This is a genomic window from Pseudomonas sp. FH1 (assembly GCF_000510895.2).
GTDB classification, from domain to species: domain Bacteria; phylum Pseudomonadota; class Gammaproteobacteria; order Pseudomonadales; family Pseudomonadaceae; genus Aquipseudomonas; species Aquipseudomonas azotoformans_A.
In genome coordinates this window covers 1-13155 of sequence record NZ_AOHM01000028.1, presented here as the reverse complement: position 1 = coordinate 13155, position 13155 = coordinate 1, and the positions used below count along the sequence as shown (strand labels likewise).

The window sequence follows — 13155 nt, the reverse complement described above, 5'->3', positions numbered from 1 at the left end:
TCAGTGATGTCGCTGGCAGCCGTTGAACGCCAGCAGCGTCGAGCCCTTTTGCGCAAGGAGATACCCTATGAAGCGTTCCGCTCTTGCTGGCTTGTTCATTACCGCTGCGATGCTGGCTTCCCCTGCTTTTGCGGCGGGCGATAAAGACCTGTGCCAGATCAATCTGGACAAAATCAACAACGGTAAAGCGCTGCTTGCCACTGACACCAGCGGCAAAAGCGGCGAGATAGACACTGCCGTCTCCTCGGCCAAGGCCGCCCACGCCGCTGGGGATGACAAGAAGTGCATCGAGATCACCTCGAAGGCACTGCAAGACCTGCAGAACAGCGAAAAAGGCGGCCAGTAGCCCGATCAGTCACGGAAGGCCAACCTTCGGGTTGGCCTTCCGTGACGGTTTGGCGTACACTGCAAAGGCTTGTCACTCACTATGAAACAACGAGTTACAAGCACGGGGCCGTTTAGGATTCGACGCCGGTCGCGAAACTTTAGGTGCATGCCGAGTTGGTAACAGAACTCGTAAATCCACTGTTGCAACTTCTTATAGTTGCCAATGACGAAAACTACGGCCAGGAATTCGCTCTCGCTGCGTAAGCAGCCTTAGCCCTGAGCTTCTGGTACCTTCGGGTCCAGCAATCACCAGGGGATGTCTGTAAACCCAAAGTGATTGTCATATAGAACAGAATCGCCGTGCAGTACGTTGTGGACGAAGCGGCTAAAACTTACACAACTCGCCCAAAGCACCCTGCCCTTCGGGTCGCTGAGGGTTAACTTAATAGAAACGGCTACGCATGTAGTACCGACAGCGGAGTACTGGCGGACGGGGGTTCAAATCCCCCCGGCTCCACCAATTTGTCTTCCCAAGAAGACCCAGAAAAGCCGTAAAGCCTAGAGAAATCAAAGCTTTACGGCTTTTTTCTTGCCCGCGTTTTCCCACCTGATCCCAGGGCATCCCACAGTTGACGGGGGCATATATGGGGGCATAAAACGCTCATCAGCTCGCTCGGAGAGGATGTGCCCCCAATGCCCCTGAAAGACACCAACTGCCGCAACGCTAAGCCCCAGGACAAGCCCTATCGGCTATACGACGAACAGGGTCTGTACCTTGAAGTGCAGCCCAACGGAGGCCGTTACTGGCGCTTGAAATACCGTTTTCTGGGAAAGGAAAAACGCCTGGCTCTTGGTGTTTACCCTGAGGTCGGCTTGCAGGAAGCTCGGCGCAAACGTGATGACGCTCGTGTCCAACTTGCCAGCGGCCAAGATCCTTCGCTGCAAAGACGCATGGCCAAGGTGGTCAGCCAACTTGATCACCAGCACACTTTTGAATCGGTTGCCACGCAGTGGCTCAATATTCGCGAATCCTCCTGGGACCCGGAGTACACCCGGACTGTACGGCAGCGCCTTGAGCTCAATGCCTTCCCCTGGCTGGGAAAACTCCCGATTAGCAGCATCAGCACGCCCATGCTGGTCGAAAACCTCCAGCGCATCATCAAGCGCGGCGCTCGCGAGACGGCGCGTCGTGTTGCCCAGATCTACAAACAGATTTTTGAGTTCGCCGAAGCTGCCGGCATCACCCCGCCCAACCAGATAGGGAATCTCTCACGGACGCTCCCAGCCAAGCGGGTGAAACACTTTGCTGCCGTGACCGATCCTGAAAAACTCGGGGCACTGCTCAAAGCACTGGATAGCTACACGGGAACAATGCCTGTTTGTTGTGCACTCAAACTGGCCCCATTGCTGTTCTGCCGGCCCGGCGACCTGCGCCACATGGAGTGGTCGGAGGTCAATCTGGATGCGGGCGAGTGGTTGATTCCCGGCCACAAGATGAAAGGGCTCACTGCCACCAAACAGGATCGTCCGGACCATTTGGTTCCCCTGAGCCAGCAAGCAATCGCTGTTCTGCGCGAGCTGAAACCACTCACCGGCAGACATCGATACGCCTTCCCCTCGGCACGAGGAGGCGACCGGCCGATGTCCAACAATGCCGTACTCAGCGCATTACGCCGCATGGACATCAGCGGCGACGAAATGACTGGGCACGGCTTTCGTGCGACAGCGAGAACCATAGGTGCGGAGGTGCTGGGATTTCGCCCAGATCTCTTGGAGCATCAGCTTGCTCACACGGTAAAAAATCCGCTGGGACGTGCGTACGATCGAACCAGCTTCTTGCCAGAGCGGCGTGAAATGATGCAGATCTGGGCCGACTTTTTGGACTCGATAAAACGCTGAATGCAAGCGCCCCCATCAGCCAGCGAGCCCTCAAGCTAATACGAGCACTATCTTATCGCTCCAGTACTGGCTGAATTGCTAAACTGCGCCGATTTGGCGCCTGTAATGCGCCAGACGCAGTCCAAAAGGAATTCCTACCGATGTCAGCCTTATCAGCTTTGCTGAATACCTACCGCAGCGCTTCTGTCACCGAACGCGAAAAAGGTACTTACTTCGAAGAGCTGATTTGCACTTACCTCCGCAACGAAGCCACCTACCGCGACCTTTATGACAAAGTATGGACGTTTGCGGAGTGGGCGAAGGAACAAAGCCTCAGTGGCAAGGATGCGGGCATTGATTTAGTGGCTCGCACCCAGGGCACCGGCGAGTACCACGCCATCCAGTGCAAGCTGTACGCCGAGGACTACAAAGTCCAGAAGAAGGACATAGACAGTTTCTTCACCGCCTCGGGCAAAGCGCCGTTCTCGCACCGCGTCATTGTTGCCACCACCAACAACTGGAGCGAGCACGCCGAGGACGCGTTGCAGGGCCAGCAGCCTCCAGTCAGTAAAATCGATCTGCAAGCCCTGGAAGACAGCCAGATAGACTGGGCCAAGTACCAGCCCAATCAGGCAGTCGCTCTCAAGGCCAAGAAGCAGCTGCGCGCGCACCAGCAAACCGCGTTGAATGCCGTGGCCGCTGGCCTCAAGGACGCCGAACGCGGCAAGCTGATCATGGCCTGCGGCACCGGCAAGACCTTCACTAGCCTGAAAATTGCCGAGCAGCAGGCCGGCAAGGGTAAGCGTGTACTGTTCCTGGTGCCCAGCCTGTCGCTGCTATCGCAGACCCTTACCGAATGGACGCAGGAAAGCGCCACTCCGCTCCACAGCTTTGCCGTCTGCTCCGACAGTGACGTAGGCAAGAAGCGAAAAGCAGAGGATGACGCGGTTCAGGTGTTCACCCATGAACTGCGATACCCGGCCACTACCAAGGCAGATCGCCTCGCGGCAGAAATGCTCAAGCGTCACGATTCCGAGCACATGAGCGTGGTGTTCTCCACCTATCACTCCATCGACGTAATCAGCCGCGCCCAGGCTGATCATGGCCTGGCCGCTTTCGATCTGGTGATCTGCGACGAAGCCCACCGCACAACCGGCGCGACCTTCGACGATGATGACGAAAGCACCTTCGTTCGCATTCATGATGTCGACTACATCCGTGCCACCAAACGCCTGTACATGACCGCTACGCCGCGCATCTACGGCGACAACGCCAAGATCAAGGCCGAGTCTGGTGAAGTCACCCTGTGCTCGATGGATGACGAAGCGCTTTACGGCAAAGAGTTGTTCGTCATCAACTTCTCCGAGGCTGTTCAGCGCGGTCTGCTCACCGACTACAAGGTTCTGGTACTCACTGTTGAAGAGAGCGTTATCAATCGTCGGCTTCAGGAACTGTTGAAGGACGAAGACAATCAACTCAAGGTGGACGACGCCGCCAAGATCGTCGGCTGCTGGAAGGCGCTGGCCAAACAAGGGCTAGCTGAAAATCTTGTGGGTGATGATCAGCCCATGAAGCGCGCTGTGGCCTTCTGCCAGGTCATCTCGCCTAACTACAAAGGAACCAAGCACAAGGTCAGCTCGATCAACATCGCCAGCATGTTCCAGTCGGTGGTTGAGGCTTACCAGGAGTCCGAAGAGATCGACGAGGGCTCGCGCATCATCTGTGAAGCCGCACACGTCGATGGCGGCATGAACGCCAGCCAGAAAGAAGCCAAGCTCAACTGGCTGAAAGAAGAACCACCCACCAACACATGCCGCATCCTTAGCAACGTGCGCTGCCTGTCTGAGGGCGTGGACGTACCGGCACTGGACGCGGTGCTTTTCCTCACTCCGCGCAACTCCCAAGTGGACGTGGTGCAATCCGTAGGCCGAGTGATGCGCAACGCACCAGGCAAGAAGCGTGGCTATGTGGTGTTGCCGGTGGTTATCCCAGCCAATACGGAACCCCATGTAGCCCTCAACGACAATCAGACCTACAAGGTCGTCTGGCAGGTGCTCCAGGCACTGCGCTCGCACGACGACAGCTTCGACGCCATGGTCAACAAGCTCGATCTGATCGGCTCTGACCCGCGCAAGATGGAAGTCATCGCCATCACCGACAAGGTCGAGAAAAAGGCCAGGAAAGCTAGCGGCACCAGCAACGGCCAGGCAGGTAAAGGTCAGTACGGCATTGGTGAGAAACGCGCTAAGTACGATGTCGAAGGCCAGATGACCCAGCAGGCCGAGCTGGCCTATGAGGTAGGGGAAATCGAGAAGGCCATCTACGCCAAGATCGTCGACAAGTGCGGCAACCGCCACCACTGGGAAGACTGGGCCAACGATATCGCCAAGATCGCCCGCACCCATATCGACCGTATCCAGGGCATTTTGGAGAACCCTGAATATACCCAGGAGAGAGCGACTTTCGAGGCCTTCGCCGCAGAGCTGCGCGATGATCTCAACGACAGCATCAGCGATGGCGAGATCGTCGAAATGCTTGCCCAGCATCTGGTAACAAAGCCAGTGTTCGATGCGTTGTTCGATGAATACAGCTTTGCCAGTCACAACCCCATGTCCAAGGCCATGCAAGGCGTACTGGACGCGCTTCACGAACATCACCTGGCCAAGGAAGCCGATACCCTCGAGAAGTTCTACGCTAGTGTGCGTCAGCGTGCTGCCGGCATCGACAACGCCCAGGGTAAGCAGAAGATCATCGTCGAGCTGTACGACAAGTTCTTCCGCAACGCCTTCCCCAAGATGACCGAGCGCTTGGGCATCGTTTACACCCCGGTCGAAGTGGTGGACTTCATCCTCCACAGCGTCAACCACCTGCTGCAACAGGAGTTCGGCCAAACCCTGGGCAGTAAGGGCGTCCACATCATCGACCCGTTCACTGGCACCGGTACCTTCATCACCCGCCTGATCCAGTCTGGCCTGATCAAGCCGGAAGAGTTGCCGCACAAATACCGGCACGAGATCCACGCTAACGAGCTGGTACTACTGGCCTACTACATTGCCGCCATCAATATCGAAGCGGCCTACCACGGCGAAGTAATCGACGAGTACGCCCCATTTGAAGGCATCTGCCTGACCGATACCTTCCAGATGTATGAGAAGGACGATTTGGTAGACGCGCTGTTGGAGGACAACAGCGCCCGGCGTAAGCGGCAGAAGGATTTGGATATACGCGTGATTGTGGGCAATCCGCCTTATTCAGTCGGCCAAGGTGACGCCAACGCCAACAACGCTAACGTCCCTTATCCAAGCTTGGATGAGCGCATTCGAACAACCTATGCCGCTCGTTCAGACGCGAACAACAAGAACGCACTCTATGACAGCTATATCCGCTCCATTCGCTGGGCCAGTGACCGTATTGGTGATGCCGGCATCATCGGTTTCGTTACCAACGCAGGCTTCGTAGAAGCCAATACTGCAGATGGCCTACGCAAGTGCCTGGTGGATGAGTTCTCCAGCCTCTATGTGTTCCACCTACGTGGCAACCAGCGTACCAGTGGCGAAACCTCACGTAAGGAAGGTGGGAAGATTTTTGGTAGTGGCAGCCGTGCCCCAATTGCCATCTCGCTGCTGGTCAAGAACCCCGAAGCGGTAACCCACGGCCAGATCTATTTCCACGATATCGGCGACTATCTCAGCCGCGAAGAAAAGCTGGAGAAGATAGTCAGCTATGCCAGTGTGGCCGGCATTCCAGGCTGGCAGCACGTAGTCCCCGACGAGCATGGTGATTGGTTGAAGCAGCGTGATAATAGCTTTGGCCAGTTCATCGTCTTGGGCGATAAGGACGACAGAACTTCGGAAGTACTTTTTGAAAACTACACCAGAGGGCTGGAGACCGGGCGGGATGCATGGGTCATCAACTCCAGTGAGTCGAAGGTGAAACTCAACGTAGCATCAATGCTGGACTTCTATAACAAAGAGATTCAGCGCGTTGGTGCCGCATCCCTCCAAGGATCAAAAAAGGAGCGAATCGACCAGATAAAGCCATTGTTATCCAACGATGCGACGCAAATTAGCTGGACGAGCAGTTTGTTTGCTAATGCCGCTGACGCAACCATGCTGAAGCTCCGTCCAGATTGTATTGGAACCATGGTCTACCGGCCGTTTACCAAGCAGGCTTTCTCTTATGATTCGAACGTAGTACACCGTGTTGGCCAGATGCCGCGCATCTTCCCGAACGCTAAGGCGGAAAATTGTCTCATCATGGTTAAGCAACGCCCCGCCGAGTTTGGTCAACTTGCGTTAATGGTGAACCGCCCGCCAGAACTACAGACCGATGGAGGCACGCAATGCTTTCCCCTCTACCTCTACGACGAAGCCGCCCAAGCCTCAGATGACGACCTCTTTGCAGAGCCGGTTGAAAGTGGGCTGCGCCGCCGAGATGCCATCACCGATGCCGGCCTTGCACACTTCAATACAGCCTATCCCGGCGAGCAGATCGGCAAAGAAGACCTGTTCTACTACGTCTACAGCATCCTCCATTCGCCCGACTACCGGGAGCGCTATGCCGACAACCTGAGCAAGGAACTGCCACGCATTCCGGCAGTGAAGAAAGCCGTCGACTTCTGGGCTTTCAGCAAGGCGGGCCGCGCATTGGCCGAACTTCACCTGAACTACGAAACCGTCGCGCCCTACCCGCTGACCATCGAGGCCAAGGACACGCTGACTAATGCCGATTACCGCGTGGAGAAGATGAAGTTCGCCAAGAAGGGCGACAAGACCACCGTCATCTACAACCACCGCATCACCATAAAGGGCATTCCTGAAGCGGCGTGGGATTACGTCGTCAACGGCAAAGCCGCACTCGATTGGGTGATGGAGCGCCAAGCGGTGCGTATCGACAAGGCCAGCGGCATCGTCAACGACGCCAACGACTGGGCCAACGAAACCATGGGCAACCCCAAGTATCCATTGGAGCTCTTCCAGCGCGTGGTCACCGTGAGCCTGGAAACCCAGAAAATCGTCAAGGCGCTGCCCAAACTCGATATCGCCACAGATGACTAGTTAAGCCCGATAAAACGCTGAGCACTCAGTCAACTACTGCCTTGGTTGGGGCCCCTTACCCAACCAAGGCAGAGCATCTGCTGATTGCCAGCCCGGCACTCTCATGTTAAAAATTGTCCGTCCCAAGCGATCCCTATCGATCCGCAACGGTCCGCCACGTCGCCCTGGTAACGACGTTAAAAACTTTCGCCTCGTTCGCATCCGCTGAACGGGCCGCATCAGCTGCCATTGGTTGATTTGCGTATCTGGTCAGAACACCCTCAGCCCGTTCTGCCACTAGAAGCCTTAGGGCCCTAGAACTTCTGTAGCCCACAACGACCTCCGACGCTACCGAACATTTATCTCGGAAACGCGCATATACCTATGCGTGTGGCAAATGCCCGTGCTCGCTAAATAGCCAGCCGATTTCCGTCTTTTACCCTTTTTAGCAGTAGTGCCGGAGGACGCTGCCCCACGCTTCAGGACCTAGGACTCAAAACCTATGGCAATGCACGTTAGCAACTTTGACGACGTCGGCGACGATGACAAAATTCTTCGCTTACGCGATGTCGAAGCAATCGTCGGCCTAAAACGCTCAACGATCTATCGCAAAATATCGGAGGGCCTTTTCCCGCGACAACGCCTTTTGTGCGGTTCCAGCGTCGGCTGGAAAAACAGCGAAATCCAAGCTTGGATTCGGCAAAGGGAGGCGCTGTAATGCAGCGCCGAACACCTCAACAGCCAGGCTGGACGGTAGAACTCACAGCAGCGGTCAATATTCCAGTGGAAAAGATCCAGTGGATTTGGCCAGGCTGGCTGCCAAGGGCAAAGCTATCCATTCTTGCCGGCGCAGGTGGGTGCGGTAAAACCACGTTGGCAATATCGCTGGCCGCCAGGCTTAGTAGAGGAGCGGACTGGCCAGACGGCAGCATAGGTGACGCAGCAGGCAACGTTGTAATTTGGAGCGGCGAGGATGGTATAGCTGACACCATCATTCCTCGCCTCATAGCTGCAGACGCAGACCTGAACCGCGTGCACGTAATTGAGGGGCTAAGGGATCAGAGTGGGAATAGGCGACAGTTTGATCCTGCTGCCAACTTTGCCCTTTTAAATGAAGCAGCCGCACGGATTGACGGCGTCTCATTGCTGATTTTCGACCCCCTGATCAATCTCATTCGTGGGGACATGCACCGAGCAAACGAAGTTCGGCAGGGGCTGCAAATGGTAGTGGATTTTGCAGAACGACATTGTTGTGCTGTCCTCGGCATATCTCACCTAAGCAAAGGTTCGGGCCAGTCCTCCGCAGCTAATCGTGTGATCGGCAGCCAGGCATTCTCCGCGCTCGCTCGCACTGTACTGGTGGCAGAGAAAGATCAGAATTCAGAAGCCAGGGTGCTTGTCCGAGCCAAATCCAACGTTTCGATTGATAGCGGAGGGATTGAGTATTTCGTTGAGCCCGTCGTTATAGGCGAGCAGCTGGAAACAACCTGCATCCGATGGGGAGATGCTATCGAAGGAAGCGCTGAAGCCATTCTCGCTGCTATTGAGCAAACGGGTGACGCCAGGCCCGTATCAGCTACTCAAGAGGCCTGCAGCTTCCTTAAAGAGACGTTGCAAGCTGGGCCTGTTGCAAGCAATGACTTGATAGCTCTAGCTGAAGAGCGTTGCATTTCTTCGGCGTCACTTCGCAGAGCCCAGAAACAGCTAGGTATACGTTCACACAAAACAGGAATGCAGGGCGGATGGGCATGGGAGCTTCCCACCACTCCCTGAAGGCGCTCAACGCACGCCGAAGGTGCTCAATGTTTGTGTTGAGCACCTTCGTTTTTTATTGAACGCCTTCGCCTCGCGATAGAATCTGCATAACTGATCACGCAGACAAAATTCCGAAATGATTGGCTGATCGCCAGTCGCACAGGCCGACCACGACTACTTCCCAATGAAATAGAGATTGCCGTTCTTGTTGTAAATCGCGGCAGGTCGGAAGTCCCTAGGCCAATTCCGTCCAGGATAGTACGCATACATCCATTCGGGCAGGTGACGAGCAATACCCGCCAGTGCATCCATGCCGTCCTTATCTGCTCGGCTAGCGTCAGCAAATAGTTCGCCTGAGGGATCGGTCAGGAAAATCGGGCCGTAGGCTTTCTCGGCCAAAATGAATGCTGGCGCAGCGCTCGCCGGAGCGTCGAACGGCGCGGGGTTCCCAGCAGCCAAATCTGCAAGCCTGTCGTATTTCTTACCTGAGCCGTCAGCGTACCTAGCAGGCTCATGGCGCAACTTTGAGATTGTTCCACCGAAGTATTTCTCTCTCGCCTCAAGCCAAGCCGACCTGACCAACGCAGATGCCTCCTTTGGGTTAGACGCCAGCTCCTCAGGCACCCACGCAGCAACCTGGTAGTGATAGACAGGGCCAGCACTGCCACCACCCAACAAGAACAACCCGACGCCAAGAGAAGCTGCTCCTGCGCTGCTAAAACCAGTTGGAGGTGACACGTATCCCAAACCTGCCGTTGCTAGACCTCCAGAGCCTCCCGAAGATCGCGGCGAGCTCAGGTTATCTACTTCATTCCCAACCATTTCTCTTGGAATATCGCGCTGACCATCGATGCGCATGGCTTCCAGAACCAACATGGCATCGGACCATTTTTCGCGAGGAACATCTTTAGGTTCTGGCAACGTGACCTTCGGGGTACTGGAGCAACCCACCAACGCAACCAACAGCAAGGTACCAACGCACCCCTTCACAGAAAAAAGCACCGACATGAAAACTCCCTATTTTTATTCAGTGGTAGTCCGGCACACGTAGTACGCCGGAGACATCCTTCACTTGCCTGCCAGGTCATAGCGCCCAAAATTATCTGAGCAACTTCAGCGGAAAATACCACCACCACTTAAACGACAGCAGATGATTTCGGCGAACCGACGTAGTGGTAAAGCGTTGTTCGAGAAACGCCATACCGTCGGGCAACATCGGTCACCTGTATCTCAGGATCTCTGAGAAGAGCTCGTATCTCACGCACCTGACGATCATCCAGCGCAGGCTTGCGTCCACCTTTTCTCCCACGGGCACGAGCCGCAGCCAGTCCTGCACGAGTTCGTTCTCGAATGAGGTTGCGCTCAAACTCAGCCAGGGCAGCGAACACGTGAAAGATCAGCTTGCCGGCAGCGCTGGTGGTTTCGATTCGTTCGGTTATGGATTCGAAGGCCACCCCTTCCCGCTCCAAGCTACTGACAATCCCAACCAAGTCAGGCAAAGAACGACCGAGGCGGTCCAGTCGCCAGACAACCAGAGTGTCACCACTACGCAGAGCTTTGAGGCAATGCCCCAGCTCCGGCCTGTCCGCCGACTTGCCGCTCATGGTCTCCTCGTAGACTGTTGAGCACCCAGCCAGAGCAAGTGCATCTCGCTGCAGGTCGAGGTTCTGATCATCAGTCGACACTCGGGCATATCCAATCCGCTTTCCCATACGTTTTTCTCACACTGATTTCGGTACAGGAAAAGTGACAGGAAACCGGTAAATCCCAAGCCCAAAAGCTCATCTGGAATAGGCGTTCCGTAAACGACCGTTTACGGGACGGATGCGCTCGTCAATTTCAGGTGCTGAAAGCGACCGAAAACGAACCACAGGATATTTTTTCTTCCTCAACATTCCCTACAGCAGCTCAGCACCTGAGCTGATTGGAGGAATGACCATGAAGCAGAGTTTCCACCTACATTTTGATCGGGACTTGAGCAAGGCCGGTTCGGCGATCCTCAGGGAGGCAGTCCGGCGCGGCCTCCTCAGCCAACACGAGGCAATGATCCACGACCAGCAGTGGGCCCAGTTTAGTATTTACGCCAAGGAGTCTCATGAGGTGGACATCCTGGAGCTCGTCAATAAAAAACTGGTGCGGCAATACGGCGAAGAACTCTGTATCCAGGTGTACCACGGGAATCTCTCGCAGCAAGGCGCGGCGAACTTGCTTGAGACCGTGTATTCAGTAATGGCCCTTGCAACCGATGGTGGCTGGAAAGTCGCGACAGCTGACGTTGGCGACCGTATTGGCTTTCCTAACCATGCACGGATTACCGTCCCGCGCAGCCTTGATCAAGCGAGGTTCGAGGCAGCTGTAGAAGACGTTCAAACTCGCCTCTCTGAGCACCTGGCGGTGGTGATTATGTTAGTACGGTATCTGGGCATTTCGCTGCGTGAAGCGTTTTTCTTCGATGCCCGAATAGCTCTGAATGACGCCAAAGCAGACGGATATCATTCGGTAAGTAACGGCAGCGAAGATCCATACGATCACCGCAAAATTAATATCTCAGGGGGCAAGCAGATCGCCGTTTTGGAAACGGCCTCGGCAGTTCAAGGTGTGCGGCACTGTCACCATCCAAGACAAGAAGCATGGCGGATATGGCGGCAAAACAGCCTACCTGCAGCTAAGGAGCTTTTGCTTGCTCATGGGTTAAATTTTGATGATTGCCGCTCAGCGTATGCCTGCGAGCTCTACGAACAATGGGCCGATCATAAAGCTCCGATTCTTGGGGGAAACGCTCCCCACGACGAGGATCTAGAGGCGCGGGATCACGTCGCCTACGAGCTCGGAAATTTACGTATCTGGGAAACTGATGCATACGTCGGTGCCCGAGCCACCCTACTGAAGGAAGCAGCCGGTACCAGCCGCTAAGGCACTACGCAGCAGATTTGGGATTAGATCAGACGCCCTTAAACTTGGCTTACTTCGAGTCAAAGGAGTCAGGGCGTGGATCGTTTTGAATTGTTGGTATATGCGGTACTTGCGGTCATCAGTGCGCTCACCATCACAGGTGCTGTTGGCTACATGGTCGCAGCGTATCTGGACAAGAAGCGTGGCGACGATTGAGTCTTCAGCGGTATGACCAGATACCTGTAACAAACTGTCCGCTGCCTTTTCATCGGCAGCGGGCGCCTACCCGAATCCACCTGCAAGGCATCACTACTGCGATACGCAATATTTGCCACCCAAGTCCATGAGATCAGCGATGACCTTGGCTGGGTAGTCAGTTGCCGCGTCAATGCGAAAATGACCGGAGCGCCGAAGCGCTTAGATCAACGGCATGCTCGCTTCTCGATGTGGCGAATTAGCTTGCCCGGTACGCCATAACCCGTGCGCCGACTCGCAGACAACATCTGATCTTGGGTTTTCCTAAAACTACCGGAGAGTGTCTAGCGACCTCATCTATCCGGAGCACCACCATGGAATTTCGCCACCTCGGTAACGGGCAGTACTTCCCACCCATTGCACCAAACGGTCGGGTTTACGCCGTACCTCTTGGGCAGGAAACCCAGGTAGAAATTTTCTGCCTGACACCAGTAGGCATCATGGGCGCGGGCGTCCAATCGCACTGGTCAGAAATCGTTGGTTTTTACTACGACGACGAATCATGGGAGATCATCCCGCGCAATTACTCGGGACGAGGAATGCGCTTCCGCAGAGGCCTCTCCTGCATCATGGTGATCGCCGGCAGCGAGGCTCTCACGACCCACATCCAGGGCTACCCCATCCCCATCTGCGTAATGAACCGCATTGCATTCGAACAGCAGCGATGCAGTGAAGGGTAGCGCATCACCGCCGCCATCCGCTGCGCGACACAGGTACCAGCTAGACCGGCACCTACCAATGTTTATTTTATGAAAGTGAAGCCTCTCACTGCTAATACAGATCGCAGTTGGCCAGCAGCCTTGGACGTACGCATCACTGCTAATAGCAAATATAGCCTTTGAACCCCGCATGCACTGGCCTGCTGGCTGGCAGCGAGTAGATTTAGCGCACTACACTGCTTATAGCCCGTAACCTACTCAAGCGCTGCAACATGTCGCACAGGAATTCACTGCTGATACAAGAATGAATCGCCCCTAGTTTCGTAGACACCTCCAAGCCTTAAAATGAGGCC

General features: G+C 55.4%; 9 protein-coding genes and 1 other RNA gene. 8 read left to right on the top strand and 2 right to left on the bottom strand.

What is annotated here, in order from left to right:
* Window positions 1-67 precede the first annotated feature (67 nt).
* From H096_RS11285 to H096_RS11265, 6 genes are all read left to right on the top strand, one after another.
* Window positions 68-346, top strand: coding sequence for a hypothetical protein (locus H096_RS11285; protein WP_033898249.1), 279 nt, complete (start codon window positions 68-70; stop codon window positions 344-346).
* A 104-nt stretch (window positions 347-450) separates the two neighbouring features.
* Window positions 451-847: a transfer-messenger RNA gene (gene ssrA / locus H096_RS33085) on the top strand.
* Between the two features lie 173 nt (window positions 848-1020).
* On the top strand, window positions 1021-2226 hold the full coding sequence (locus H096_RS11280) for an integrase arm-type DNA-binding domain-containing protein (RefSeq protein WP_033898248.1): 1206 nt from the start codon (window positions 1021-1023) through the stop codon (window positions 2224-2226).
* Between the two features lie 140 nt (window positions 2227-2366).
* Complete coding sequence (locus H096_RS11275) at window positions 2367-7262, top strand: type ISP restriction/modification enzyme (RefSeq protein WP_033898247.1); 4896 nt, start codon at window positions 2367-2369, stop codon at window positions 7260-7262.
* A gap of 481 nt (window positions 7263-7743) precedes the next feature.
* Entirely contained in the window at window positions 7744-7959 is a 216-nt protein-coding gene (locus H096_RS11270) for an AlpA family transcriptional regulator (protein ID WP_019817960.1), read from the top strand.
* Window positions 7959-9014, top strand: coding sequence for an AAA family ATPase (locus H096_RS11265; RefSeq protein WP_033898246.1), 1056 nt, complete (start codon window positions 7959-7961; stop codon window positions 9012-9014). Before H096_RS11270 ends, H096_RS11265 begins: the two co-directional genes overlap by 1 nt.
* 156 nt (window positions 9015-9170) lie before the next feature.
* On the opposite strand, the gene H096_RS11260 is transcribed toward H096_RS11265, so the two are convergent.
* Both H096_RS11260 and H096_RS11255 read right to left on the bottom strand, forming a co-directional pair.
* Window positions 9171-10004 carry a hypothetical protein gene (locus H096_RS11260; RefSeq protein ID WP_033898245.1) on the bottom strand — a complete coding sequence of 278 codons (834 nt, stop codon included), beginning with the start codon at window positions 10002-10004 and terminating at the stop codon, window positions 9171-9173.
* Window positions 10005-10132: 128 nt separating this feature from the next.
* Window positions 10133-10708 (bottom strand): recombinase family protein, encoded by a 576-nt coding sequence (locus H096_RS11255; protein ID WP_033898244.1) that lies wholly within the window; start codon window positions 10706-10708, stop codon window positions 10133-10135.
* A gap of 226 nt (window positions 10709-10934) precedes the next feature.
* Here H096_RS11255 and H096_RS11250 point away from each other — a divergent pair, with 226 nt between their 5' ends.
* Entirely contained in the window at window positions 10935-11909 is a 975-nt protein-coding gene (locus tag H096_RS11250) for a hypothetical protein (protein ID WP_017735522.1), read from the top strand.
* A gap of 548 nt (window positions 11910-12457) precedes the next feature.
* On the top strand, window positions 12458-12823 hold the full coding sequence (locus tag H096_RS11245; RefSeq protein ID WP_017735521.1) for a hypothetical protein: 366 nt from the start codon (window positions 12458-12460) through the stop codon (window positions 12821-12823).
* Window positions 12824-13155: the final 332 nt, after the last annotated feature.